Annotated in this window: 25 protein-coding genes and 2 pseudogenes; 13 read left to right on the forward strand and 14 right to left on the reverse strand. The window is 71.8% G+C overall.

Going from position 1 to position 23,543, the window contains the following annotated elements; genetic code table 11:
* Nucleotides 1-101: pseudogene (locus BKD30_RS16580) on the forward strand (AAA family ATPase); the annotation flags it as partial.
* A gap of 83 nt (nt 102-184) precedes the next feature.
* Here the strand turns inward: BKD30_RS16580 and BKD30_RS01275 are convergent.
* On the reverse strand, nt 185-1,066 hold the full coding sequence (locus BKD30_RS01275) for a hypothetical protein (protein WP_076700931.1): 882 nt from the start codon (nt 1,064-1,066) through the stop codon (nt 185-187).
* 7 nt (nt 1,067-1,073) lie between these two features.
* Nucleotides 1,074-2,084 (reverse strand): 2,3,4,5-tetrahydropyridine-2,6-dicarboxylate N-succinyltransferase, encoded by a 1,011-nt coding sequence (gene dapD / locus BKD30_RS01280; protein ID WP_076700934.1) that lies wholly within the window; start codon nt 2,082-2,084, stop codon nt 1,074-1,076.
* Nucleotides 2,085-2,152: 68 nt separating this feature from the next.
* On the opposite strand from dapD, the gene dapE reads away from it, so the two are divergent.
* Complete coding sequence (dapE, locus tag BKD30_RS01285; RefSeq protein WP_076700936.1) at nt 2,153-3,295, forward strand: succinyl-diaminopimelate desuccinylase; 1,143 nt, start codon at nt 2,153-2,155, stop codon at nt 3,293-3,295.
* 126 nt (nt 3,296-3,421) lie between these two features.
* Here the strand turns inward: dapE and BKD30_RS01290 are convergent, their stop codons facing one another.
* Nucleotides 3,422-4,402: an aminoglycoside phosphotransferase family protein gene (locus BKD30_RS01290; protein WP_076701025.1), complete on the reverse strand. Its 981-nt coding sequence runs from the start codon at nt 4,400-4,402 to the stop codon at nt 3,422-3,424.
* A gap of 87 nt (nt 4,403-4,489) precedes the next feature.
* Between BKD30_RS01290 and BKD30_RS01295 the strand changes: the two genes are divergently transcribed.
* The gene (locus BKD30_RS01295) at nt 4,490-5,629 is read left to right on the forward strand and encodes a winged helix DNA-binding domain-containing protein (protein WP_076700939.1); all 1,140 of its coding nucleotides are present in this window, start codon (nt 4,490-4,492) and stop codon (nt 5,627-5,629) included.
* A 186-nt stretch (nt 5,630-5,815) separates the two neighbouring features.
* On the opposite strand, the gene BKD30_RS01300 is transcribed toward BKD30_RS01295, so the two are convergent.
* From BKD30_RS01300 to BKD30_RS01315, 4 genes are all read right to left on the reverse strand, one after another.
* Nucleotides 5,816-6,682, reverse strand: coding sequence for an amino acid ABC transporter permease (locus tag BKD30_RS01300; RefSeq protein ID WP_076700941.1), 867 nt, complete (start codon nt 6,680-6,682; stop codon nt 5,816-5,818).
* Nucleotides 6,679-7,329: an amino acid ABC transporter permease gene (locus BKD30_RS01305; RefSeq protein ID WP_076700944.1), complete on the reverse strand. Its 651-nt coding sequence runs from the start codon at nt 7,327-7,329 to the stop codon at nt 6,679-6,681. Before BKD30_RS01305 ends, BKD30_RS01300 begins: the two co-directional genes overlap by 4 nt.
* Before the next feature lie 132 nt (nt 7,330-7,461).
* Nucleotides 7,462-8,367: a glutamate ABC transporter substrate-binding protein gene (locus BKD30_RS01310; RefSeq protein ID WP_076700946.1), complete on the reverse strand. Its 906-nt coding sequence runs from the start codon at nt 8,365-8,367 to the stop codon at nt 7,462-7,464.
* A 100-nt stretch (nt 8,368-8,467) separates the two neighbouring features.
* Complete coding sequence (locus BKD30_RS01315) at nt 8,468-9,253, reverse strand: amino acid ABC transporter ATP-binding protein (RefSeq protein ID WP_076700949.1); 786 nt, start codon at nt 9,251-9,253, stop codon at nt 8,468-8,470.
* A 157-nt stretch (nt 9,254-9,410) separates the two neighbouring features.
* Between BKD30_RS01315 and BKD30_RS01320 the strand changes: the two genes are divergently transcribed.
* From BKD30_RS01320 to BKD30_RS01340, 5 genes are all read left to right on the forward strand, one after another.
* Complete coding sequence (locus BKD30_RS01320) at nt 9,411-10,211, forward strand: LOG family protein (protein WP_076700951.1); 801 nt, start codon at nt 9,411-9,413, stop codon at nt 10,209-10,211.
* A gap of 44 nt (nt 10,212-10,255) precedes the next feature.
* Nucleotides 10,256-10,756 (forward strand): GNAT family N-acetyltransferase, encoded by a 501-nt coding sequence (locus BKD30_RS01325; RefSeq protein WP_083955908.1) that lies wholly within the window; start codon nt 10,256-10,258, stop codon nt 10,754-10,756.
* 32 nt (nt 10,757-10,788) lie between these two features.
* A complete protein-coding gene (locus tag BKD30_RS01330; RefSeq protein WP_083955902.1) occupies nt 10,789-11,169 on the forward strand; it encodes a DivIVA domain-containing protein in 381 nt (126 codons plus the stop codon).
* The gene (locus BKD30_RS01335; RefSeq protein ID WP_235861252.1) at nt 11,166-12,554 is read left to right on the forward strand and encodes a hypothetical protein; all 1,389 of its coding nucleotides are present in this window, start codon (nt 11,166-11,168) and stop codon (nt 12,552-12,554) included. The genes BKD30_RS01330 and BKD30_RS01335 overlap by 4 nt, the downstream gene beginning before the upstream one ends.
* Before the next feature lie 186 nt (nt 12,555-12,740).
* Nucleotides 12,741-12,917, forward strand: a complete 177-nt coding sequence (locus BKD30_RS01340) for a DUF3117 domain-containing protein (protein WP_076700954.1) — start codon at nt 12,741-12,743, stop codon at nt 12,915-12,917.
* Nucleotides 12,918-12,998: 81 nt separating this feature from the next.
* On the opposite strand, the gene BKD30_RS01345 is transcribed toward BKD30_RS01340, so the two are convergent.
* Nucleotides 12,999-13,631, reverse strand: coding sequence for an O-methyltransferase (locus tag BKD30_RS01345; RefSeq protein WP_076700956.1), 633 nt, complete (start codon nt 13,629-13,631; stop codon nt 12,999-13,001).
* Nucleotides 13,632-13,841: 210 nt separating this feature from the next.
* Between BKD30_RS01345 and sigE the strand changes: the two genes are divergently transcribed.
* From sigE to BKD30_RS01360, 3 genes are read left to right on the forward strand one after another with little or no spacing between them, the layout of a single operon-like run.
* Nucleotides 13,842-14,477: an RNA polymerase sigma factor SigE gene (gene sigE, locus BKD30_RS01350; protein ID WP_076701037.1), complete on the forward strand. Its 636-nt coding sequence runs from the start codon at nt 13,842-13,844 to the stop codon at nt 14,475-14,477.
* Nucleotides 14,474-15,130 carry a hypothetical protein gene (locus BKD30_RS01355; protein WP_143588004.1) on the forward strand — a complete coding sequence of 219 codons (657 nt, stop codon included), beginning with the start codon at nt 14,474-14,476 and terminating at the stop codon, nt 15,128-15,130. Before sigE ends, BKD30_RS01355 begins: the two co-directional genes overlap by 4 nt.
* Nucleotides 15,131-15,177: 47 nt before the next feature.
* On the forward strand, nt 15,178-15,564 hold the full coding sequence (locus BKD30_RS01360; protein ID WP_076700961.1) for a Sec-independent protein translocase family protein: 387 nt from the start codon (nt 15,178-15,180) through the stop codon (nt 15,562-15,564).
* 22 nt (nt 15,565-15,586) lie between these two features.
* Here BKD30_RS01360 and BKD30_RS01365 read toward each other — a convergent pair whose 3' ends face one another.
* From BKD30_RS01365 to BKD30_RS01375, 3 genes are all read right to left on the reverse strand, one after another.
* The gene (locus BKD30_RS01365; protein ID WP_076701040.1) at nt 15,587-16,675 is read right to left on the reverse strand and encodes a P-loop NTPase; all 1,089 of its coding nucleotides are present in this window, start codon (nt 16,673-16,675) and stop codon (nt 15,587-15,589) included.
* 67 nt (nt 16,676-16,742) lie between these two features.
* Nucleotides 16,743-17,291 carry a DUF1003 domain-containing protein gene (locus BKD30_RS01370; protein ID WP_076700964.1) on the reverse strand — a complete coding sequence of 183 codons (549 nt, stop codon included), beginning with the start codon at nt 17,289-17,291 and terminating at the stop codon, nt 16,743-16,745.
* Nucleotides 17,284-18,630 carry a magnesium transporter MgtE N-terminal domain-containing protein gene (locus tag BKD30_RS01375; protein WP_083955903.1) on the reverse strand — a complete coding sequence of 449 codons (1,347 nt, stop codon included), beginning with the start codon at nt 18,628-18,630 and terminating at the stop codon, nt 17,284-17,286. The genes BKD30_RS01370 and BKD30_RS01375 overlap by 8 nt, the downstream gene beginning before the upstream one ends.
* A gap of 131 nt (nt 18,631-18,761) precedes the next feature.
* On the opposite strand from BKD30_RS01375, the gene BKD30_RS01380 reads away from it, so the two are divergent.
* Nucleotides 18,762-19,949 (forward strand): general stress protein, encoded by a 1,188-nt coding sequence (locus BKD30_RS01380; RefSeq protein ID WP_076700966.1) that lies wholly within the window; start codon nt 18,762-18,764, stop codon nt 19,947-19,949.
* Nucleotides 19,950-19,974: 25 nt separating this feature from the next.
* Here the strand turns inward: BKD30_RS01380 and BKD30_RS16420 are convergent, their stop codons facing one another.
* Complete coding sequence (locus tag BKD30_RS16420; RefSeq protein ID WP_218189232.1) at nt 19,975-20,118, reverse strand: hypothetical protein; 144 nt, start codon at nt 20,116-20,118, stop codon at nt 19,975-19,977.
* A gap of 11 nt (nt 20,119-20,129) precedes the next feature.
* Nucleotides 20,130-21,719, reverse strand: a complete 1,590-nt coding sequence (locus BKD30_RS01385) for an aminopeptidase P family protein (RefSeq protein WP_076700969.1) — start codon at nt 21,717-21,719, stop codon at nt 20,130-20,132.
* A 94-nt stretch (nt 21,720-21,813) separates the two neighbouring features.
* On the opposite strand from BKD30_RS01385, the gene BKD30_RS01390 reads away from it, so the two are divergent.
* Nucleotides 21,814-22,686 (forward strand): PHP domain-containing protein, encoded by an 873-nt coding sequence (locus BKD30_RS01390; RefSeq protein ID WP_076700971.1) that lies wholly within the window; start codon nt 21,814-21,816, stop codon nt 22,684-22,686.
* Here the strand turns inward: BKD30_RS01390 and BKD30_RS01395 are convergent.
* A pseudogene (locus tag BKD30_RS01395) lies at nt 22,676-23,531 on the reverse strand (DNA-methyltransferase). The gene BKD30_RS01390 and the pseudogene BKD30_RS01395 sit on opposite strands and share 11 nt — an antisense overlap.
* Between the last annotated feature and the right edge of the window lie 12 nt (nt 23,532-23,543).

Raw genomic sequence — 23,543 nt, forward strand, 5'->3', positions numbered from 1 at the left:
TCCCACAGATCCAACGCGTTCTGAAGATCAACGAGCTCGACGTCATCACCAACGACGTCGTCGAAGCCGCCCGCAGCACCCTCGTCATCGGCACCACCTGACCCGACACGGACCACAGCGAAAACGACGACACAAACCGAAGCTGCCCACACGGCTGAGGAACACGACGCCGGGCCCGGGAAGGTCAGGACTGGGCGACGGTGATCCGCACCCGGTCATTCGCGACGTTGGTCGCGGGCGCCCACGAGCCCCGGCCGCGTTCCCACCGCTTCCCGTCGAACTCCACGGCGGTCACCTGCAGACGGGCCGCGGTGGCCACCGCCCACTGCGCCACCGCCCAGCCGTCGGTGCCGGAGGCGGTGATCACCGCCGTCGGCCCCTCCGCGGAGACGTTCCGCGGACCGAAGACCGCCACGGCCGCCCCGACCACCCCGGCGGGGGAGGCGTTGGTGCTGGGCGGGCGCAGCGTGCAGGCCAGGGCGGCCGGCGACTGACCGGTCAGCGCGCTGGCGAAGCTTCGGGCCACGGGCTCGTGCCGGGCGTACGCGTCCGGGTAGGCGGAGAGCTGCACGCGCTGCGCGGCCTCGGTGATCGGCAACCGCTCGTAGCCGGGGATCGCCGCGAGATGGTTGTAGAACGCATTGGTCGCGTACCCGGGGTCCATGATCTGCTCGGCGGTGCCCCAGCCCTGGGACGGCCTCTGCTGGAACAGGCCGATCGAGTCCCGGTCCCCGTACGTGATGTTGCGCAGCTTCGACTCCTGCAGCGCCGTGGCGACGGCGATGGACGCCGCTCGCGGCAGCAGGTTGCGACGCACGGTGATCCCGGAGATGAGCGCGGCGTTGGCGGCCTGGTCCGGTTGGAGCCGGTACGTGACGGAGCCGTTGACCACCGTGCACTCCTCCGTGATCAGGGCGGTGTTGCGGGAGAGGGCGCCGGTCAGCGTGACGACCGCGGAGACGACGGCGACGACGGCGACAAGCAGGAGGACACCACCCCACCACGCGGCGCGGCGCGGTCTGCGCCGCCCGCGGGCGGTGGCGCCGTGCGCGGTGCGGGAGGCCATGACCCTCTCAGTTGGCGTGCAGGTCGGCGTTCAGGGCGACGACAGTACCGCCGTTGCGCGGCAGCGCCTGCACCTCGCCGGTCGCCGAATGACGGCGGAAGAGCAGCCCGGGCACACCGGAGAGGTCCACCGCCTTGACGACCCGGCCGTCGTCGTCGGCGGCGAGCCGGACGAGCGTGCCTGCGGTGAGGTACAGGCCGGCCTCCACCACGCAGTCGTCACCGATGCTGATGCCGACTCCGGAGTTGGCGCCGAGCAGCACCCGGTCGCCGATCCGCACCCGCTCCTTCCCGCCGCCGGACAGGGTGCCCATGATCGAGGCGCCCCCGCCGACGTCGGAGTCGTGGCCCACGACGACGCCCGCGGAGATCCGGCCCTCCACCATCGCGTGGCCGAGCGTGCCGGCGTTGTAGTTGACGAAGCCCTCGTGCATCACCGTGGTGCCGTCGGCCAGATATGCACCGAGCCGGACCCGGTCCGCGTCGGCGATCCGTACCCCGTGCGGCAGGACGTAGTCCACCATCCGGGGGAACTTGTCGACGCCGTGTACGGTCACCGGTCCCCGACGCAGCAATCGGGCACGGGTGAGCTCGAAGCCGGTCACGCTGCACGGCCCGTGGTTGGTCCACACCACGTTGGGCAGCTTGCCGAAGATGCCGTCGAGGTTGGGCTGGTTCGGGGCGACCAGCCGGTGGGAGAGCAGGTGCAACCGCAGGTACGCGTCGGCGGTGTCGGCCGGGGGCGCGGTCAGGTCGACATCGGTGTGCACGACGACGCGGCTGGTGCCGCGGTCCGGATCCGTCCCGTCCGTGGCGAGGGCGGCCAGGCTCGCGGTCTCCGCCCTCGGCTCCTGGTCGGTGCGTTCCCCGAGGGCGGGCGCCGGGTACCAGACGTCGAGCACGACGCCGTCGTCGGTGACCGTGGCCAGGCCGTCCCCGTGGGCGTGCCGCTCGGTGACGGCGCTGTCGACGGATTCGCCGGGCACGGCGGACGCAGGAACGGAGGTCGGGGAGGTCATGGGCTCCAGTGTATCGACCGGGAACCCGCCCGGACGGGGCATGACGGCGGGTGCGGTTGAATGGGCCGATGAGCACTTCCGCGCCGCGCCCCGTCACCGACACGGACCCCGGCACCCGCCTCGACCTCGACCCCGGCATCGACCCCGGCATCGACGTCGCCGAGCTGACCGCCCGCCTGATCGACATCGAGAGCGTCTCCGGCGACGAGACGCGACTGGCCGACGCGGTCGAGGCCGCGCTGCGACCGCTCGCCCACCTGGAGGTGGTCCGCGACGGGGACGCCCTGATGGCCCGCACCAGCACCGGGGCCGCCGAGCGGGTGATCCTCGCCGGGCACCTCGACACGGTGCCACTGCCGGCGACCGCGGGGGCGACCGGCACCGTCCCGTCCACCCGGCGCGACGGGATGCTGCACGGGCGCGGGGCCACCGACATGAAGGGCGGGGTAGCCGTCCAACTGGCCCTGGCCGCCGCGGTCACCGCCCCGGTTCGCGACGTCACCTGGGTGTTCTACGACCACGAGGAGGTCGAGGCGGCCTTCAGCGGGCTCGGCCGGCTGGTCGAGCACCACCGGGACTGGTTCGACGCCGACTTCGGGATCCTGCTCGAGCCGACCAACGGCACCGTCGAGGGCGGCTGCAACGGCACCGCCCGGTTCGAGGTGCGCCTGCACGGCACCGCCGCCCACTCGGCCCGCGCGTGGATGGGGCACAACGCGATCCACGACGCGGCCGAGGTGCTGGTCCGGCTGCGTGATCATGCCCCGGCCACCGTCACCGTCGACGGCCTGGCCTTCCGGGAGAGCCTGAACGCGGTCCGGATCGCCGGCGGTCGGGCCGGCAACGTCATCCCGGACGAGACGGTGATCGAGGTCAACTACAGGTTTGCGCCGGACAAGACGGTCGACGCCGCCGACGCCGTCGTGCGGGACCTGCTGGACGGGTTCGACGTCGTGCGCACCGACGGCGCGGCCGGCGCCCGGCCCGGACTGGACCATCCGGCCGCCGCCGGTTTCGTCGCCATGGTCGGGGCGGAACCGCTGCCGAAGTACGGGTGGACGGACGTGGCGCGGTTGAGCGCCCTGGGTGTCCCGGCGGTCAACTTCGGGCCCGGGGACGCCCTGCTCGCGCACACCGACGACGAGCACGTGGACCCGGAGGCGATCCGCACCTGCCACGCCGTCCTGCTCCGCTGGCTGACCGAGCGCTGAGACGGTCTCCCCACCAGCTCATCCCTTCCCGCCGGCTCGCGGAGATGTGCTGGATCGCAGGCTCCGTGCGGCCCGGATGGGACACATCTGCACGAGCTGGCGCGGGTGCCGGTGAGGGTCGGGGCGTCAGTCCTGGACGGCCTTGGCCATCGTCACGCACCAGGTGATGGCCCGCTGTTCGGACTCGGTGAGCGCCCGGGACGCCTGTCGGGCGTCGGTGACGGTCCAGCTCGCGGTCAGCATCACACGGACCAGAAACCAGTCCCGTACCCGGTCGCGGTCCAGACCGATGGCGTCGGTGACCAGCTCGAGCCGCTCGCGGATGGCGGCACGCGGGCCGCGGCGGTGCCGCTGCAGTTCCCGCCAGCGGTTCCAGATCAAGGGCGCCGGTTCGAGGTGCGGATCGCCGACCACGGGTTTCGGGTCGATGGCCCGCCAACGGTCCGGGGTCGACCCGTCCGCGTCGTCGTCGATTGCGAGCACGTTCTCCCAGTGCAGGTCGCCGTGCAGCAGGACGGGCCGGCCCGGGGGGTCGACGAGCAGGTCCCGTCCCAGTGCGAGCGCCTGCGACCGCAGACCTCGGGGCAGCGGGATGTCCGGCCCGAGTGCGTCGAATTCGTCCAGCCACCGGCCGGCCACCTCGGTCAGGGCCGGGAAGGGCGGACCGGCCGGTCGGTGCAGGCGCCGGTAGAGCGCGGCGATCACGTCCCCGGCCTTCTCCACCGGCACGGAGGTGAGGTCCCGAAGGTGGAGGCGTTCAAGCAGGAGGCAACGGCGCCGCGGGTCGGCCCGGAGAAGCCGCACGGCGCCGTCGCCGTCACCGTTCACCGCCCTGTTCCACAACGTCAGCGCCTGCCCCTCGTGCAGGGATTCGTCGTCCCCGTCGAAGCTCAGCTTCAGGACGGCGTCCCGACCCTCAGCCGTGCGCACCGGTAGGACCAGGGAACACCAGCCGTGCAGCGGGTCGCCGTCGACGGTCAGTGCCCATTCGCCCAGCAGGTCAGCGGCCAGGCGCGGCAGCCGGTCCAGCCATGATCCCCAGAGCGGGCCGAGACGGCGCCGCTCCTGCAGACCGGCGGGGACCGGGGGCGGAGAAGCGGGCGTCATGACGGCCATTCTCCTAGGCTGACGGTGAATTCTTGCAGCGCGGACCCTGCCGGTTCGCGTGTGCCGGGTCGTCGGAGGGGGAACACGATGGAGGACCCGCTGGATCTGACCGAGCTGGCCGCGCTGAGCCTCGCCCGGCAGTTCCCCACCGAACCGCTTCCCGCTGAGCACCTGCTCGACCGGGTCGGTCCCGTGCAGACCCAGACCGCGCGGTCGGCGTTCCTGGGCCTGGCGGCCCGGTCGCCGATCGTCACGCACGCGTCGCTGACCGCCGCCTACGAGGCCGGCGACGTTGTGCGCGGCAGCACGGTGCGCGGCACCGTCCACACGTCGACCGCGGCTCAGCACCGGATCCTCGACGCGGTGACCCGGGTGGGGCAGCGCCGGCTCTGGGAGCGGACCCTGCTGCGGGAGGACGGCACCCGGCTGGCCGACGGTGCGCTGGAGGACCTGTGGGCGGCGACCGAGGCCTTCGCCGCCGATGCGTGGCGCACCCCGGACGAGTTGCACGACCACCTCGCCGGTTGGCTGGGCCGCCATGGTGCGGACGCGGGCCGAATCGCGAACCAGGCCGGCCGCTACCTCTCGTTCGGGCACGGTGGTCTCGTCCGGCGCCCGCTGCGGGGTGGCTGGGACCGGCAGGGTGTGCCCGGATACCGGGCCGCCGCGGCGCTCACCGGCCGCCCCCTGCCGCCGATGCGGGAGGCGCTCGTCGAGGCGGTGCTGCTGCATCTGCGCGCCCACGGGCCAGCCACCCGCGAGGACCTCGCGTGGTGGTCCGGTCTCGGGCTCGGGGTGGTGGACGACGCCGTCGGACGCCTGGGGGAGCGGACCGACCTCACCGTCCGCCCGGGTCCCGAGGGACGGCGGTATCTCGACGTCCGCGACGCCCCGGCGCCGCGGCAGTTGCCGGGAGCGGTCCTGCTCCCCGAGTTCGACGCGCTGTTCTGCGGGTACGCGCCCCGGTTCCGGGACCGGTTCGTCGCCGCCGATCACCACGCCCTGCTGTGGAGCGCCGCCAACGGCCAGGTGCGCCCGCCCCTGCTGGTGGACGGCCGGATCACCGGTTGGTGGCGCTTGGCCGGCAGCGGGCCGCGCCGGACGCTGGAGGTGTCGTGGTTCGCCGGCACGCGACGTCCGCGTGCCGGCGAACTGGCCGAGGCGGTGACCCGGGTCGAGGCCGCTCTGGCGATCACCATCACCGGAGTGAGCCGGACCCGGACCTGAGCGGCCCGGCCGTCATCCCACGCGACTCCTGGTCGGTTCAGGTCTGCACTCCCGCTCGCACGCCAGCCCGAACACGAGGGGCAATGTTCGGGCTCTGGCGCTCTGGCCCGGACAAGGGGGTCACTGTTTGGGCCAGAGTGCGAGGACCGTCACCCGGCGTCAGTCATCGGGACCGGGGTGCCTACCTCAGACGGCCGCGCCGTCGTCGACGGCCGCACGGATGATCGCACGGCGGCCCGACGACCGGCGCGCGCCGCCCAGCCGCAGTTCGAGGAGCTTGGCGATGCCCGAGAGGATCAAGCACATGCCGATGTAGAGCACGGCGGCGACGATGGCGCTCGGGATGATCGGGAAGCCGAGCTGGGCCTGGCCGCCCAGGTACTTGGCGTAGTACAGGATCTCGTTGTAGGTGACGATGAACCCCAGGGCGGTGTCCTTCATCACCACGACGAGCTGGGAGATGATCACCGGCAGCATCAACCGGACCGCCTGAGGCAGCAGGATCAGCGCGGTGACCTGGCTCTTGCGCAGGCCGATCGCGTACCCGGCCTCGACCTGACCACGGGGGATGGCCTGCATCCCGGCGCGGAAGACCTCCGCCAGCACGGAGCCGTTGTACGAGGTCAGACCCGCGACGACCGCGATGTACGGGGTGATCCCGTCCACGCCGATGCTGGGCAGACCGTAGTAGACGACGCCCATCAGCAGCAGCACCGGGATCGCCCGGAACAGCTCGGTGATCCAGCCGACCGGTCGGTTGATCCAGCGACGGTCGGACAATCGGCCGACGGCGAGCACGAGACCCACGACGACGCTGAGCACCGACGCGAGGGCGAAGGCCCGCAGCGTGTTCATCGCCGCGTCCAGGAAGGCCTGTTGTACCTGCGGGTAGGCGAACGTGCTCCACAGTCGGGCCGAGAACTGACCGGTGACGGCGAACCGGTAGACGACGAATCCGATGACGGCGAGCGCGACCAGCAGGCCGACGACGCCGAGGACGACGTTGCGCCGGCGGGCGCGCGGCCCGGGCACGTCGTAGAGGACGGAGGTCATCGGGTCAGGCTCCACTTCTTCTCGAACCAGCGCTGCACGCCGGAGAGGATGAGCACCAGCATGACGAAACCGGCGATCACCCACAGCATCGAACCCATCGCCGGTTCACCCCGTTCGGACAGGTTCGCCCGGATGGCGCCGGCCTCCGCGACGGAGAAGCCCGCGGCCACGGTGGTGTTCTTCAGCAGCGCGATGAAGACGTTCATCATCGGCGGTACGACGGCCCGCAGCGCCTGCGGCATGATCACCTGGATCATGGTCATGCTGAACGGCATGCCGATGGCGCGGGCGGCTTCCGCCTGCCCCACGGGCACCGTGTTGATGCCGGAGCGGATCGCCTCGGCCATGTAGGTCGCGGTGTAGAGGGACAGGCCGATGATGGCCAGGACGACGTAGCTGCCCGCGCCGGGCAGGTCCAGGCGCGGGTACCCGAAGGCGAAGAAGAACAGGATCAGCGTCAACGGGGTGTTGCGCACCGTGTTGACGTAGATGGTGCCGAGCGCGCGCAGCGGGGTGACCGGTGAAACGCGGCACGCGGCCACCACCAGTCCCAGCAGCAGTGCGAAGACGGCGGAGAAGATGAAGAGGACGAGCGTGGTGCGGAAGCCGTCGACGAACAGGTCGAGGTTGTCCAGCAGGATGTTCACGAGGGAGTCGACCTTTCAGCGACCGGTGAGTGGACCGGGTCGGCGTCATCACCGGTGCCGAGCCGGCGCGGGGTCGCGCCCCCGCGCCGGCTCGGTTCCGGCGGTGTCCGCCGGAGTGTCGGCCGGCGTCGCTCAGTAGTTCTCGACGGCGGGCTGGTCGACCTTGATCCCCGACTTGCCGAGCGTGGCGTCGTAGATCTTCGTCCAGGTGTCCTTGCCGTTGGTGAACATCTGGTTGATGAACGTCCGCAGCGCCTTGTCGCCCTTGGGCAGCCCGACGCCGTACTTCTCGGTGGAGAACGGCTTGCCCACGGTCTTGAGGTTCTCCGGGTCCTGGGCCGCGTAGCCGATGAGGATGGCCTCGTCGGTGGTCACCGCGTCGGCCTGCCCGTTCTTGAGCGCGTCGACGCACTGCGAGTACGTGTCGAACTCGGTGGTCTTGGCCTTCGGGTAGTTCTCCCTGATGTTCTGGATCGGCGTGGACCCGGTCGCCGAGCAGACGGTCTTGCCGGCCAGGCTGTCCGGACCGGTGATGCTGGTGTTGTCCTTCTTCACCAGCAGACCCTGACCCGTGGTGAGGTACGGGCCCGCGAAGTCCACCTGCTGCTTGCGCTTGTCCGTGATGGAGTAGGTGCCGACGTACAGGTTCACGTCACCGTTGCTGATCGCGCTCTCGCGCTGGGCCGACGGGATGGCCTTGAACTCGATCTGGTCCGGCGAGAAGCCGAGCGATGCGGCCGTCCAGCGGGCGATCTCGACGTCGAAGCCGGTGCGGTCGCCGGTGAGGGCGTCCTTGTACCCGAGACCGGGCTGGTCCTCCTTGACGCCGATCACCACCTTGCCGGCGGACTTCATCTTGTCGTAGGTCGGGCTGCCGGTCAGGTCGACGTTGGACGCGACGGGGAAGGAGACCGCCGGGGACGCGGACCCTCCGCCGGCACCCCCCGAGGCGCCGGGACCGGACCCGCCACCACCGCAGGCGCTCAGCGCCAGTGCCGACGCGGCCATGGTGGCCAGCAGCGTTGCCTTGATTCGCATGGTTTTCCTTTCCTCGTGGCGGCCTTGCGGTCCGCCGCCCGGGCCGCCCTCCGGGCCCGGGATGGTGAACGGTGATGAGGGACGTCAGTGGGACGGGAACTCAGTGGGACAGGATCTTGGACAGGAAGTCCTGGGCGCGCGCGCTCCGCGGGTTGGTGAAGAAGCTCTCCGGGTCGGTGTCCTCCACGATCTCGCCGTCGGACATGAACACAACCCGGTCCCCGGCGGTACGGGCGAAGCCCATCTCGTGGGTGACCACGATCATCGTCATGCCGCCCTTGGCGAGTTCGACCATGACGTCGAGCACTTCCTTGACCATCTCGGGGTCCAGGGCCGACGTCGGCTCGTCGAACAGCATGACCTTGGGCTTCATCGCCAGAGCCCGGGCGATCGCGACGCGTTGCTGCTGGCCGCCGGAGAGCTGGGCGGGGAGCTTGTCGGCCTGCGCGCCGACCCCGACCCGGTCCAGCAGACGCCGGGCCTCCGCCTCGGCCTCGGCCTTCTTGACGCCCTTGACCTTGATCGGGCCCAGGGTCACGTTCTCCAGGATGGTCTTGTGGGCGAACAGGTTGAACGACTGGAAGACCATCCCGACGTCGGCGCGCAGGGCCGCGAGGCCCTTGCCCTCGGCCGGCAGGGGTTTGCCGTCGATGCTGATCTGCCCGGACTGGATCGTCTCGAGCCGATTGATGGTGCGGCACAGGGTCGACTTCCCGGACCCGGAAGGTCCGATCAGGATGACGACCTGACCGGCGGGGATGTGCAGGTCGATCTGCTTGAGCGCCGCGAAGTCGCCGTAGTACTTGTCGACGCCGGAAATGGAAACGAGCGGCGTCGAGCCGCTCGCGACCGGGTCGGACGTGTCGGGCCCGGGGTGCGTTGCCATGGAAGTAATGTAACGGATCCGGTGTGACCCGCGCCGCACGCCCGGGATCACGGCGTCGTCACGGCGTCGTCGCGGCGTCGTCACGGCATCGTCGCAGGCTGGCCACGGTGCCGGGTGGGGTGCGTCGATCGCGGCCCGAGGTGACTAGCCTGAACGGATGAGCGCTGATGTCGACACCTCCGCCGCGGACGACGACGACCGGTCCCGGCCGCGGCCGCACCGCCGGGGGCCGCTGGAGCTGCGGACGGACCCGGAGCCGCACGGCACCGCGGACGAGCACCTGCTGCAGAACGCGGACGGCGAGGACTTCACCCACCAGGACCCGTGGCGGGTGCTGCGGATCCAGGGGGAGTTCGTCGAGGGGTTCGGGGCGCTCGCGGGCCTAGGCCCCGCGGTCAGCATGTTCGGCTCGGCGCGCGTGGACCCGGGCAGCCGGGAGTACGAACTCGCCGAGCAGATCGCCTCCCGGCTGGCCCGGAACGGATTCGCCGTCATCACCGGCGGCGGCCCGGGCACCATGGAGGCCGCCAACAAGGGCGCCTGCGAGGCCGGGGGCCGGTCGGTGGGCCTGGGCATCGAGCTGCCCTTCGAGCAGGGCCTGAACGCCTGGGTGGACCTGGGTGTGAACTTCCGGTACTTCTTCGCCCGGAAGACGATGTTCGTCAAGTACGCCCGCGGTTTCGTGGTGCTGCCCGGCGGGTTCGGCACCCTGGACGAACTGTTCGAGGCCCTCACCCTCGTCCAGACCCGCAAGGTGACCCGCTTCCCGGTCGTGCTGGTCGGCACCGCCTTCTGGGCACCGTTGTGGGACTGGGCGCGCACCACTCTGCTCGCCGAGGGCATGATCGCGGCGGAGGACCTGGACCTGGTCAGCCTCGTGGACGACCCCGACGACGCCGTCGCGGCTGTGCTGCGCGACACGGACCCCTACTCCGGAGCCGGCTCGGTCGACGTCTGACGTCGGGTGTGCCGCTGGCTGGCATCATGTCCGGCATGGAGCCGATGACCGACGATCGCACGACCGTGAGCGTCACCGTGGCCGAGGAGCGACCCGGACGGCACGAGCTCGCCCGGCTCTACGCGGCCGTCGGCTGGACCGCGTATACCCAGAACCTCGACCGGCTTGAAGCCGCCGTCGCCGGGTCGGCCTGCGTGCTCACGGCGCGGGAGACCGGCACGGACCAGCTGATCGGGCTGGTCCGCACCGTCGCCGACGGCCACACCGTCGTCTACGTCCAGGACCTGCTGGTAGCCCCGGACCACCAGCGCGCGGGTGTCGGCGGTGCCCTGCTCGATGCGGTGCTCGCCCGGAGTGAGCACATCCGTCAGATCGTGCTCACCACGGACGACGAGGATCGCCAGCGCGCATTCTACGAGAGCCGCGGCTTCACCGAGGTGCACGACGTGCGTCCCGCCCCGTTACGGTCCTTCGTGCTCCTCCGCGAACCCGACCGTGACGACCGACCGGACGACCGGGCGCCCGACCGGGCCGCCGACTCCTGACGTCGCGGCGGCTCCCAGCCCCGTCTGGCACCATGGTCAGCGTGAGTCTGCTGCTCGTCGTCCTGGCCCTGCTGGTGCTCGGCGCGGTCGCGCTCGTGGCGGTCGGGCGGGTGCCCGGTGCAGCGGTGCGCCGCGGCGCTGCCCTGCTGGGCCTGGACCGGCCGGAGGCGGAGGTGCTCGCCACGCCGGTGGCCACCGCACCGCCCGTACTGCTGGATCCGTCGGTCCCCGGTGAGCGACTGGCCGAACAGGTCGACGGCGTCCGGTTCGCGCTCGGCCTGCGCGGCTATCGGATGGAGCAGGTCGACGAGGTGCTCGACGTGCTCCGCGACGCCCTCGTGGCCCGAGACCAGCGGATCAACGAGCTCGAAGGCCGGCTGGCGGCCGACGGACCGGACCGCAGCCAGGCGTGAGCACTCCCCGACCCGACCGCCCCGACCCGGTGACCGACCCGGCGACCCGGCCGCTGACTCCCCGCAGCGGCTGGCCGCCGGTGCCGATGGCGGACCCGGCGGCCGACCGGGCGACGGCGACCGCCGACGCGCCCCCCGCTCCCCCGGCACCGGGGCAGTCACCACCGCCGGGGGAGGCGCCGGTACGGCGCGGGCGGAGGCTCGCGGTCCTGACCGGCCGGGCGAGAGCCGTCGTCGGCCGCTGGCCCTGGTGGCTGCAGGTGGGCCTGGTGTATGCGCTCTCCCGCTTGGTGACGGCCGGCGTGTTCCTCGCGGTCGCCCGGCAGCAGGGCGCCAACCCCTGGGGGCCCGCGCAGCCGGGCTACGGGCCGTTCATCAACTTCTGGGACAGCGCCTGGTACCAGCGGATCTTCGATCAGGGGTACCCGTCGGCCATTCCGCGCAACCCGGACGGCAGCGCCCAGGCCAACCCGTGGGCGTTCTACGCGGTGTTCCCGTTCCTGGTCCGGGGTCTTGCCGCCGTGACCGGGCTGGGGTGGACGACGCTGGCGTCGACGGTCGCGGTGGTCGCGGGACTGGGCGCCGTCCTGGTGATCCACCGCCTGTTCCGGCTCGTGGCCGGACCGGGAGACAGCCTGGCCGCCGTCGCACTGATCTGCCTGTTCCCGGTGTCAGCCGTGTTGCAGATCCCCTACGCGGAGTCGCTGCACCTGCTGCTGCTCGCGGCCGGGCTGTACCTGCTGGCCCGGCACCGGTACCTGGCCGCCGCCCCCGTCGTCGTGGCCATGTGCCTGACCCGGCCCGCCGGTCTGCCGTTCGCCCTGCTGGTGGCCGTGCACCTGCTGCTGCGGTGGCGCTCCGGGGACTTCCCGTGGGCCGAGCGGGTTCGCGGTCTCGTGCTGCTGGCGGTCGCGACGGCCGGCGGCTGGGCGTGGCCGGTGATCGCCTGGCTGGTGACAGGGGAGGTCCGCGCCTACACGGACACGGAGACGGCCTGGCGGGGCGGCGGGCTCGTCCTGTTCGCGCCGTGGTTCGACACGGGCCGCTGGTTGTTCGGTCCCGTCTTCGGCCCGGTCACGGTGGTGACCGTCGGCGTCGTCGTCGCGGCGGCCCTGCTCAGCCGGCCGGTGCGGCGGCTGGGCACCGACCTGCAGGGCTGGTGCCTGTGCTACGCCCTGTACCTCGCGGCCGTCCTGCAACCGCAGACCAGCACCTTCCGGCTGCTGCTGCCGCTGTTCCCGCTGGCGCTCGCGGCCGTGTTCGTCTCCCGGTCTCGGGCCTACCGGATCACCCTGGGCGTCGCGTTCTTCGCGCTGCAGATCGTGTGGGTGGCCTGGCTGTGGCGCTTCAGCGAGCTGCCCGGTGGCGGGGACTATCCGCCGTGACCCGTTCCCGGTTCGTGCCGGTTCCGCGCTCGCCGATGGGCCGACGTCGGCAACGTGATTCGGACCACGGCGGCGATACTGGAATAATGGAGCCGGTCAACCCCGGGTCCGCGCATCACGCGGCGGGACGTTGACCGCACGCCGGCGCCTGGACCGGCTCATCGAGAGGGAGAGGACAGTACCCGCATGGCGGCCATGAAACCGAGAACCGGTGACGGTCCGATGGAGGTTACCAAGGAAGGCCGCAGTTTGATCATGCGGGTTCCGCTGGAAGGCGGCGGCCGGCTCGTGGTGGAGCTGAACGCCGAGGAGGCTTCGACGCTGAAGGAGTGCCTGGTCGGCGTCACCGAGCAGGTCAGCTGACCATCTGATCGTTGTCGAAGGACGCCCGGCGGCCCCCGCCGGGCGTCCTTCGCGTCCCGGTGCCGCGCGACGACGTGAACGTCAGCGGCGCACGGCCAGCAGCAACCCGTCGCCGGTGGACAGCAGGGCCGTGTGCAACCGTTCGTCCTCCCGCAGCGTCCGCTCGACGCGGCGCATCACCGTGGTCACCTCGTCCCGGGCGGCCGGATTGGCGACCTTGTCGTGGTTGAGCGCGTTGTTCACGATCAGCAGGCCCGCCGGCTTGAGCAGCCGGGTGGCCTGCTCGACGTAGGTGGGCGTGGACGGCTTGTCGGCGTCGATGAACACGAGGTCGTAGGCGCCGTCGGTGAGCCGGGGCAGCACCTGCGAGGCGCGGCCGGAGATGGTCCGGGTGCGGTTGGTCGCGACGCCGGCGTCGGCGAAGGACTCGCGCGCGGCCTTGAGGTGGTCGACGTCGACGTCGATCGTGGTCAGCACCGCGGTGCCGGGCAGGCCCGCGAGCAGGGCGACGCCGGAGACGCCGGCACCGGTGCCGACCTCCACCACGGTCTGGGCCTTCGACGCGGCGGCGAGGACGGTCAGCGTCGCGGCCACACCGGTCGAGACCGCCGGTACACCGAGCTCGTGGGACCGCTCCCGGGCCCGCAGCAGCACCTCGTCCTCGGTGGGCAACTGCTCCGCATAGGACCAGCTGGCCGACTTCTCCGCACTCATGCGCTCACTCTCTGACCGTCCCGTTGTCCACCCGCGCCGGACGGGCGGGTCCGCTTCAGCCTAGGGCATCGGCCCCGGCCCGACGGTGAAGCCAATTGCGCGGGCCACCGCGACCGCGGCGGGCGCGAACATCGGGGCCCCGCTCAGTGAACATCCAGTCTGATCGACCACCATGGAGGGCGAATACAGCCGGAACGAGGGGGAGTGGACATGACGACCTCCATACGCACCGCGCGCGAGGACGCGACCTGGGTGGCGCCCTCGTGGGACGACCTGGTCCGTGAGCACGGCCCACGGGTGTACCGGCTGGCGTACCGGCTGGCCGGTAACCGGCAGGACGCGGAGGACCTCGTGCAGGAGACGTTCATCCGGGTCTTCCGTTCCCTCGACACGTTCCAGCCCGGGTCGCTGGCCGGCTGGATGCACCGCATCACCACCAATCTGTTCCTCGACTCCGCCCGGCGCCGCTCGCGACTGCGGATGGAGTCTTTGGGTGAGGACGGCGCGGACCGGCTCGCCTCGACGGACCCGGGACCGGAACGCACCTTCGAGTTCGGCCACCTGGACGCGGACGTGCTGGCCGCGTTGAACCAGCTCACCCCGGCGTTCCGCGCCGCGGTCGTCCTCAGCGACCTGGAGGGCTACTCGTACGACGAGGTTGCCGACGCGCTCGGACTCAAGCTGGGGACCGTGCGGTCGCGGATCCACCGGGGGAGGGCGAAGCTGCGGGACGCGCTCGCGCACCGCGACCCGTCCCGGCAGCGGGGACAGCCGGTCCCCGGCGACCGAACCGGCGTCCTGCCGGTGATCGCTCTGTCCCGGATACCGCGGGTCGGCCCGGCATGATGAAGTTCCTGCGTTCGCTGGTCGTGCTCGGGGTGCTGGCCGGCATGGTGCTGGTCGGTGCGGCGTGGTATCTGGGCGGTCAGCGTCCCACCGGTGCGTCGGCAAGCGCTCCTCGTCCCGGTCTGGACGTCATCCTCGCCAACGGAGGTACGCGCACGCTCAGCAGTGGCGACGTCGAGTCTCTGCGCCGTGACGGATGGACCTGCCCCGACCTGAGCACGGCGGGTTACTGGCTCGAGTCCACCCAGCTCACCGAGCGGGGCGGTGAACCCGCCGTCGTCGCGGAGTTGCGCAGCACCGCCCACGCCGTCACCCTGGTCGAGCAGCACCCCGGCCCGCAGGGCAGGGGAGCGGCCCCGGTCGACGGCGTGACCGGTCGGCCGGTCACGGCCGAAGCCTACAGTCGGACCACCCGCGACGGGATGGACATCTGGGTAGCGCGTTCCAGTTCGGGGACGGCGTCGACCGTCGTCTTCCGGGTTGCCGACTCGGTGTACTCGTTGCGGTCGGACACCTCCGCGGACGATGCCGTCAAGGTCGCGTCCGTGATCGCGGCCGCCGACAGGGCGCAGGTCGATCGGTCGGCCCCTGCCGACGGCGGTGTGGTGGCCCGGGTGACCCGCGGGCTGAACCGCCTGCTGGGACAGCCGTGACGGTGCCGGGACGCGTGGACCGGCGCGGTGCCGATAGGGTGTGAGCCGTGCTGGGTATCAATGGCTCCGAGTTCATCGTCCTCGCCATCCTGGCCATCCTCCTGCTCGGCCCCGAGCGGATCCCCGAGTACGCCGCGCAGTTGGCGCGCCTGACCCGGGAGATCAAACGGGTCGCCACCGGCGCGCGGCAGCAGCTCAAGGAGGAGCTCGGCGACGACTTCGACGACGTCGACTGGCGCAAGCTCGATCCCCGCCAGTACGACCCGCGGCGGATCGTCCGGGAGGCCCTGTTCGACGACGGGCCGGCGGCGGCCGGATCGGTCGCATCGCCCGTGGCCCGTGCCTCAGCGGTGCAGTGGCCCGTGCCGACGGCCGCCGAGCAGCCCGGACTGGCTCCCGGCCAGCGGGCGCCGTGGGACATCGACGCCACCTGAGTAGGCGGCAACGAACGGCGCGTCAGCGCAGTGAGAACGGCAGCGGACGTCCCGGCAGGGCCCGGCCACGGCCGCGCAGACCGTCGGCGATCCCCCGCAGCGCCGTCGCGGACGCAGACCCCGGGTCCGCCAGCACCACGGGCGTGCCCGCGTCCCCGGACCGGCGCAGCGCGGGGTCCAGGGGGACGGTGCCGAGCAACGGCACCTCCGTCCCGAGCGTCGCGCTCAGCCGGTCCGCGAGGGCGGCACCCCCGCCGGCGCCGAAGACGTCCAGGACGGTGCCGTCCGGCAGCGTCATCGGGCCCATGTTCTCGATCACCCCGGCCACCGACTGTCCCGTCCGGCCGGCGAGCATGCCGGCCCGCTCGGCCACGTCGGCGGCCGCGGACTGCGGTGTCGTCACCAGCAGCAACTGGGCGGTGGGCAGCAGCTGGGCCACGGAGATCGCCATGTCCCCGGTGCCGGGCGGCAGGTCGAGCAGGAGCACGTCCAGATCTCCGAAGTACACGTCGGTGAGGAACTGTTCCAGCGCGCGGTGCAGCATCGGCCCGCGCCACGCGACCGCCTGATTGCCCTCGACGAACATGCCGATGGAGATCAGCTTCGTCGAGTGCGCGACCGGCGGCAGGATCAGCTCGTCGACCCGGGTGGGCGAGCTGAGCACACCCATCAGGGACGGCACCGAGAAGCCGTGCACGTCGGCGTCGATGATCCCCACCCGCAGCCCGTCCGCGGCCAGTGCCGCCGCCAGGTTGACCGTGACCGAGGACTTGCCGACCCCGCCCTTGCCACTGGCCACCGCGTAGACCGTGGTCAGGGCGGCCGCGTCGAACGGGTTCGCCCGGCCCCCAGACCGTAGGTCGTCCTTGAGTCGCTGCCGCTGCTCGGGTGTCATCACGCCGGTCACGACGTCGACGGCCTCCACGCCGGGCAGCCCGGCGACGGCGTCCCGCACGTCGGACTCGATGGTCGAGCGCAGCGGGCAGCCGGCGATGGTCAACAGCACCCGGACGGTCAGCCTTCCCCGCCGCAGGTCGACATCCTCGACCATGCCCAGGTCGGTGATGGGCCGCCGCAGCTCGGGGTCCTGCACCCGTCCGAGGGCGGCCATCGCGTCCTGCAGGATGGCCTGCCGGGACGCCGGCGTGCCGCCGGGCTCCCCGGTCACGTGGCCCCGGTCATCTGCGTCCCGCCGCCTTCTCCCGGGATCGCCGCTGGTCGCTGCCGTCGTCGTCCTCCGCCTGCAGGTCCTCGAGCAGGGAACGCAGCTCCGAGCGGATGAAGTCGCGGGTGGCGACCTCGCGCAGCGCGATCCGCACGGAGGCGAGCTCCCGGTTCAGGTACTCGGTGTCCGACAGGTTCCGGGCGGCCTGCTGACGGTCCTGTTCCAGGGCCACCCGGTCCCGGTCGTCCTGCCGGTTCTGCGCGAGCAGCAGCAGCGGGGCGGCGTAGGAGGCCTGCAGGGACAGGATCAGGGTCAGCAGCGTGTAGTTCAGGCTCCGCGGGTCGAACTGGAGCGGCTCGGGGGCGAACGTGTTCCAGCCCAGCCACACCATGACGAACACCGTCATGTACAGCAGGAATTGCGGGGTGCCCATGAAACGCGCGAAGTTCTCCGTCCAGGTGCCGAAGGCGTCCGGGTTCGGGGTGAACCGGGGCAGCAGCCGGGCGCGGGCCTCCTGCGGCGTGTCGAGGCCCGAGCCTTTGAGCCGGTAGTTCTCAGCCACTGCGGCCTCCGATCCGCGTCGATCCTGCCTTGCCGGCCCCGCGAACCAGCGGCGTTCCGGTCGGTGTACCCGGGTTCCGCGAGGCGGCCGGGGTGTCGTCGTGGCTGCGCCAGTCCTGCGGCAGCAGCGCGTCGAGCACGTCGTCGACGGTGACGGCGCCGACCAGCCGCCCGTCGTCGTTCACCACGGGCAGGGAATTCAGGTTGTAGCTGGCCAGCGTCCGGGACACGTCCACGATGGACGTGTGGTCGGTGACCGGTTCGAGGTTCCTGTCGACCAGGTTGCCCAGCGCCTCCGGCGGTGGGAACCGCAGCAGCTGTTGGATGTGCACGACGCCGAGGAAACGGCCGGTCGGGGTCTCCAGGGGTGGCCGGGCGACGAAGACGGCGGACGCCAGCGCGGGGGAGATGTCCTCCCGTCGGACGTGGGCGAGGGCCTCGGCGACGGTGGCCTCGGGCGGCAGGATGACCGGGATCGGGGTCATCAGTGACCCCGCCGTGCCCTCCTCGTACTCCAGCAGGCGGCGCACGTCCTCGGCGTCGTCGGGCTCCATCAGCTGCAGCAGCTCCTCCTTCTGCTCCTCGGGCAGATCGGAGAGCAGGTCCGCGGCGTCGTCGGGCTCCATCTCGTTGAGCACGTTGGCGGCGCGGTCCGTCTCCAGGGCGGAGAGGATCTGCACCTGGTCGTCGTCGGGCAGCTCCTGGAGGACGTCGGCGAGACGGTCGTCCTGCAGCTCCGCGGCGATCTCGAGCATCCGCTTGTCGTTCATCTCGTGCATCATGTCCGCCAGGTCGGCGTCCTTCAGGTCCTCGTGCGCCGCGAGGAACTGCACCGCACCCTGCGGCTCGGCCTGGTCCTCGAAGTACGCGTCCGACCAGTCGATGGTCAGCGCCGCCCCGCGCCGCAGCGACCGCAGCCGGGACGTGCTGTGCCCGCGGCGGACGAACATCTGCGAGCAGTACCAGTCACCGTTGCGTTGACGTTCGATGCTGATGTCCTCGATGGTCGCGATACCGCTGCCGTCGGTGAGGGTGACCTTGCGGTCGAACAGCTCCGCGGCGATGCGGATCTCGGCACCGCGCTGCTGGAAGCGACGGAAGTTGACCAGGCCGGTGATCAGGATCTGACCGTTGTCGATCGACGTCACCCGGGTCATGGCGACGAACACGCGTTTCTTCGCCAGCACCTCGACGATGATGCCCACCACCTGCGGCGGGCGGGTCGCGCTGCGGTGCACGACGACGACGTCGCGCAGGCGGCCGAGGCGCTCGCCGAGCGGCTCGAACACGTCCATGCCGAGCAACCGCGCGACAAAGACCAGGGAGGGAGAATTCGTCACCGTTTCAGGGTACGGGAGCGGGCCGTATCGGCGGTGACCGGCCGTCGGGCCGCCCCGGTTGTGACGCGGCCTGCGGGCCGCTCCGAGGACGCTCATGGCAATCGGTCAGGGGATCGGGAGAGAATGGCCCCATGTCCAACATGTTCAGTGGAGCAAATGCGTCCCTCCGGGGCCGGAGCCTGCCCGACGGCGAGACCGTCGGCCGGTACGGTTCCTACCTGGACGCCCAGAAAGCCGTCGACTACCTGGCCGATCACGACTTCCCGGTGCAACACGTGAGCATCGTCGGCAACGACCTGAAGAGCGTCGAGGTGGTCACCGGCAAGCTCAGCTACCCGCGGGTGGCCCTCTCCGGTGCCGCGAGCGGCGCCATGTTCGGTCTGTTCATCGGCCTGCTGTTCTCGCTGTTCGGCGGCAGCGGCGGGGGGCTCGCGGCGTTGATCCCCTCGGTGCTGATCGGCGCGGTGTTCTGGATGATCATCGGCGTCGTCAGCTACGCCATGCAGCGCGGCAAGCGCGACTTCTCCTCGACCAGCCAGGTGATCGCCTCCTCGTTCGACGTCGTCGTCGATCGGGAGGTGTCCGGCCAGGCCCGCAACGAACTGCAGAACCTGCAGGTGCGCCAGGTTCCGGGAGATCCCCGTACCGCCACGACGCCGGGTATGCAAGGCCCGCAGGGCCCACAGTACGGCGGCCCCCAGGGCGGTCCGCAGGGCCGGCCGCCGGCCGGGCCCCAGTACGGGCCGCCGCAGCCGGGTCCGTACGGCCAGCCTCCCGCGGGGAACCCCGGTCAGCCGGGCCCCTGGGGGGCGCCGCCCCAACCGGGGCAGCCGCCCGTGGGTTCCCCGCAGCAGGGCCGGCCCTCGGACCCCTGGGCCCCGCCGCCGCGGCCGGGAGTTTCCGGGCAACCGGTCCCCGGGCAGCCACAGGGTGGTCGCCCCGGCGGTGAGCCGGGCCCCTACACCGGTCCGGCGTACCAGCCCCAGCGTGGCGGTCAGGGTGGCCGCGGCGACGAGCCGTTCGACGGTCAGCGACCGGACAACCGCGATCCGCGTGCCGGCGACGCTGGAGCCGACCGGTCGACCCCGCGCGGTCAGTTCCCCGATCTGCCGGACGGACGGCCACAGTTCGGGGTCCGGGTCGATGAGGCGCAGCAGCGCTCCGGAGCCTCGGCGGCCGGTTCCTCGGCGGTCGGGCGCACGGCCGCCGCGGACGATCGTGGCGGGGACGACGAGTCCCGGCCGGCGGGAACGTCTTCCGCCGACGACAGCGCGGACGGCGCCGTGCAGAGCCCCGACGGGCAACAGCGCGACCACTGATCGTGGTGCGGGGAGCCGGTGAACCTCACCCCTCATGCAGCGCGGCGATGTCTTCCTGGATCGCCCGAACTTCGGCCAGGTCGACCGGATCGTCCTTGATGACGAGCGCCTCTGCCGCAGCGATCCGGCGGCGTTCGTCGCGGCTCGTCACACACCGGAACCGGCTCACACCAGTGCCCCTCAGGCCGAGCCGAGAATGCCCGCCATCCACGCCTCGACGTCGTCCGCGGTGCGGGGCAGGGCGGCGGAGAGGTTCTCGTTGCCGTCGGCGGTGATCAGCACGTCGTCCTCGATCCGGACGCCGATGCCGCGGTACTCCTCGGGCACGGCCAGATCCTCGGCCTTGAAGTAGAGGCCCGGTTCGATGGTGAACACCATGCCCTCGGTGATCACGCCGTCGAGGTAGAGCTCCCGCTTCGCCTGCGCGCAGTCGTGCACGTCCAGGCCCAGGTGGTGGCTGGTGCCGTGCGGCATCCAGCGGCGGTGGTGCTGGCCCTCGGGGCTGAGCGCCTCCTCGACGCTCACCGGCAGCAGACCCCACTCGTCCAGCTTCTGCGCCAGCACCGTCATGGCGGCGGCGTGCACATCCCGGAACCGGTTGCCCGGCCGGGCGGCCTGGAACGCGGCGTCCGCGGCGGCGAGCACCGCCTCATACACGCGACGCTGCACCGGCGAGTAGCGGCCGTTGGCCGGTAGGGTGCGGGTGACGTCGGCGGTATACAGGGACTCGTCCTCGACACCGGCATCGAGCAGCAGCAGCTCGCCGTCGCGCACGGTTCCGTTGTTGCGGATCCAGTGCAGGATGGTCGCGTTCGGCCCCCCGGCGGCGATCGTCTCGTAACCCAGGTCGTTGCCGTCCTGGCGGGCCCGGGCGAAGAAGGCGCCCTCGACGACGCGCTCGCCGCGGCGGTGGGCGACGGCGCGGGGTAGGGCGGCGACGACGTCCTCGAAGCCGTGGACGGTGGCGCCGACGGCGTCGCGCAGCCGTTCCACCTCGTGCTCGTCCTTGATCAGGCGGAGTTCCGAGAGGGCTTCGGTGAGCGCGCCGTCGAGCGCGTCCGCCTCGGGCAGGTCGACGCCGGTGTTGATCCGCGCGGTGTCCACCAGCGCGTCGACGTCCAGGTCGACCTCCCGGACCAGGCGCACCCCGGTGCCGCCGATCGCGGTGACGCCGACATCCTTGGTGACCGCGACCTCCAGCTCGGACAGGTCCGCGGTGCGCAGTCCCAGCCGGGCCTTGAGCTCGGCCAGGGTGGGGCGAGGGCCGATCCAGAACTCGCCGTACCGGGCGCTGGCGTAGAAGTCCTCCGAGTCGCGGCCCGCCAGGGGGCGGAAGTACAGGGTGGCCTCGTGGCCGCCGCCGTCGTCACCGGTACCCGACTCGACCGGCTCCAGCACCAGGACGGCCTCGGCCTCGTGGTCGACGCCCAGTCCGGTCAGGTGCGCGAACGCCGAGTGCGGGCGGAACCGGTAGTCGGTGTCGTTGGAGCGGACCTTCAGCGGCCCGGCCGGCAGCACGAGCCGCTCGCCGGGGAACGCGGCGGAGATCCGCCGGCGACGCTCGGCGGCGAACGGGGCGACGGCGTCCCGCTCGGGCGTGGCGGTGTCGGCGGGCGCCCACTGGCCCGCCATGAACTCCTTGAACGCTTTCGACTCGGGCCGCTGCGAGCGGTTGTTCACCCGGTCCTGGAGGGGTTGGGCGGCGCTCGAGGTCTCGGCGGTGGGAGCGTCGGCGGACAGGGACGGGTCGGGCTGCTGCTGGGATTCCATCACCGTGCCATTCTCTCACCGCGGCGTCGGCCGAGTGCCAGCTGCGGCGTTTCCCGCCGGGCCGGGGCATCACTCCCGGTGGGAAGATGGGTCGATGACCATCGACCTGCACACCCACTCGTCCCGTTCGGACGGGACGGGTTCGCCCGCGGTGGTCGCGGAGCAGGCTGCCGAGGCGGGTCTGACCGCGTTCGCCCTGACCGATCACGACACCACGGCCGGCTGGGGGCCCGCCGGGGACGCCGCCGTCGGCCTCGGGCTGGCCTTCGTGCCGGGGATGGAGATCACCTGCCAGACGGCGGACCGGGTCAGCGTCCACCTGCTCAGCTATCTGCACGACCCCGACGACGCCGCCCTGCTCGCCACGGTCGAGGCCAGCCGCGCCTCCCGGCTCGTCCGGGCGGAGCGGATGGTGGGCCTGCTCGCTGCGGACTACCCGATCGACTGGCCCACCGTGCAGCGGTTCGTCGCGCCGGGCTCGACCGTGGGCCGTCCGCACATCGCCGACGCGCTGGTCGACGTCGGCGTCGTCCGGACCCGGTCGCAGGCCTTCGCCAGCATGCTGCACCCGCGCGCGGGGTACTACGTCGGTCACCACGCACCGGATCCGGCGCACATGGTGGAACTGGTGCGGCGGGCGGGCGGCGTCCCGGTGTTCGCTCACCCGCTCGCCAGTGCCCGGGGCCGGGTGGTCGCCGAGGACGTGTTCGACACCATGGTCGACGCCGGGTTGGCCGGCGTGGAGGTCGACCACCGGGACAACCCGCCGGCCGGCCGGCGGTGGCTGCGCGAGTACGCCGCGCGGCACGGGCTGCTCGTCACCGGATCCAGTGACTACCACGGGCACGGCAAGCCGAATCGGCTCGGCGAGCACACCACCGACCCGGCGGTGCTCGCCGCGATCGAGGAGCAGGCCACGGGCACGGCCGTTCGCCGTCCTGAGCCACGCCGACCGGTCAGAGGCTGAGGTAGTGGGCGGTGTCGCCGAATCGGCGGCGCATCGTCTCGATCGCCGGCGGGTTGTCGTCCACGCACACGAACCGGCGGTCCAGTGCCCGCGCCGCCGCCCCGAGGGTGCCGGAGCCGGCGAAGAAGTCCAGCACCCAGTCCCCGGGCGCGGAGGACGCGGCGACCATCCGCCGCAGCAGCCCGACCGGTTTCTGCGTCGGGTACCCGGTCTTCTCCCGGCCCGTGGGGGAGACGATGGTGTGCCACCACACATCGGTGGGCAGCTTGCCGCGCGCCGCCTTCTCCGGGGTGACCAGGCCGGGGGCCATGTAGGGCTCCCGGTTCACCTCCGTGGAGTCGAAACCAGTACCGTTGCGGGTCCTTGACGTACACCAGGATGGTGTCGTGCTTGGCGGGCCAGCGCCGCGTGCTGCGGCCGCCGTAGTCGTAGGCCCAGACGATCTCGTTGAGGAAGCACTCCCGGCCGAAGAGGGCGTCGAGCAGCACCTTGGCGTAGTGCACCTCGCGGTAGTCCAGGTGCAGGTAGAAGGTGCCGTCGTCGGTGAGCAGCCGCCACGCGTGCAGCAGTCGCGGTTCGAGGAACTCCCAGTAGTCGCCGAACGCGTCGTCGTAGCTGGTCAGATCGCCCTTGAGCGTCGTGTAGGAGCGGCCGTGGAAGCCGCGACGTTCACCCGCCCCGTCGGGGGAGCGGGTGAGCGTCATGGTCTGCCGGTGCCGCGAGCGACCCGTGTTGAACGGCGGGTCGATGTAGATCATCCGGAACGAGGCGTCCGGCAGCGTCGGCAGGTACGCGGCGTTGTCCGCCTGCACCACGAGGTCACCCTCCGGGGGCCAGCAGGCCAGAGGCGAGCCCTC

The sequence above is a fragment of the Tersicoccus phoenicis genome (assembly GCF_001968835.1).
GTDB classification, from domain to species: Bacteria; Actinomycetota; Actinomycetes; order Actinomycetales; family Micrococcaceae; genus Tersicoccus; species Tersicoccus phoenicis.

Excerpts from the sequence above, each read along its gene's own strand:
- BKD30_RS01275 (WP_076700931.1), bottom strand. The coding sequence starts at position 1,066 with ATGGCCTCCCGCACCGCGCACGGCGCCACCGCCCGCGGGCGGCGCAGA.
- BKD30_RS01295 (WP_076700939.1), top strand. The coding sequence starts at position 4,490 with ATGGAGGACCCGCTGGATCTGACCGAGCTGGCCGCGCTGAGCCTCGCC.
- dapD (WP_076700934.1), bottom strand. The coding sequence starts at position 2,084 with ATGACCTCCCCGACCTCCGTTCCTGCGTCCGCCGTGCCCGGCGAATCC.
- BKD30_RS01345 (WP_076700956.1), bottom strand. The coding sequence starts at position 13,631 with ATGAGTGCGGAGAAGTCGGCCAGCTGGTCCTATGCGGAGCAGTTGCCC.
- BKD30_RS01340 (WP_076700954.1), top strand. The coding sequence starts at position 12,741 with ATGGCGGCCATGAAACCGAGAACCGGTGACGGTCCGATGGAGGTTACC.
- BKD30_RS01325 (WP_083955908.1), top strand. The coding sequence starts at position 10,256 with ATGACCGACGATCGCACGACCGTGAGCGTCACCGTGGCCGAGGAGCGA.
- dapE (WP_076700936.1), top strand. The coding sequence starts at position 2,153 with ATGAGCACTTCCGCGCCGCGCCCCGTCACCGACACGGACCCCGGCACC.
- BKD30_RS01380 (WP_076700966.1), top strand. The coding sequence starts at position 18,762 with ATGTCCAACATGTTCAGTGGAGCAAATGCGTCCCTCCGGGGCCGGAGC.
- BKD30_RS01365 (WP_076701040.1), bottom strand. The coding sequence starts at position 16,675 with ATGGCCGCCCTCGGACGGGTGCAGGACCCCGAGCTGCGGCGGCCCATC.
- BKD30_RS01310 (WP_076700946.1), bottom strand. The coding sequence starts at position 8,367 with ATGCGAATCAAGGCAACGCTGCTGGCCACCATGGCCGCGTCGGCACTG.
- sigE (WP_076701037.1), top strand. The coding sequence starts at position 13,842 with ATGACGACCTCCATACGCACCGCGCGCGAGGACGCGACCTGGGTGGCG.
- BKD30_RS01300 (WP_076700941.1), bottom strand. The coding sequence starts at position 6,682 with ATGACCTCCGTCCTCTACGACGTGCCCGGGCCGCGCGCCCGCCGGCGC.
- BKD30_RS01315 (WP_076700949.1), bottom strand. The coding sequence starts at position 9,253 with ATGGCAACGCACCCCGGGCCCGACACGTCCGACCCGGTCGCGAGCGGC.
- BKD30_RS01390 (WP_076700971.1), top strand. The coding sequence starts at position 21,814 with ATGACCATCGACCTGCACACCCACTCGTCCCGTTCGGACGGGACGGGT.
- BKD30_RS01320 (WP_076700951.1), top strand. The coding sequence starts at position 9,411 with ATGAGCGCTGATGTCGACACCTCCGCCGCGGACGACGACGACCGGTCC.
- BKD30_RS01330 (WP_083955902.1), top strand. The coding sequence starts at position 10,789 with ATGGTCAGCGTGAGTCTGCTGCTCGTCGTCCTGGCCCTGCTGGTGCTC.
- BKD30_RS01355 (WP_143588004.1), top strand. The coding sequence starts at position 14,474 with ATGATGAAGTTCCTGCGTTCGCTGGTCGTGCTCGGGGTGCTGGCCGGC.
- BKD30_RS01290 (WP_076701025.1), bottom strand. The coding sequence starts at position 4,402 with ATGACGCCCGCTTCTCCGCCCCCGGTCCCCGCCGGTCTGCAGGAGCGG.
- BKD30_RS01385 (WP_076700969.1), bottom strand. The coding sequence starts at position 21,719 with ATGGAATCCCAGCAGCAGCCCGACCCGTCCCTGTCCGCCGACGCTCCC.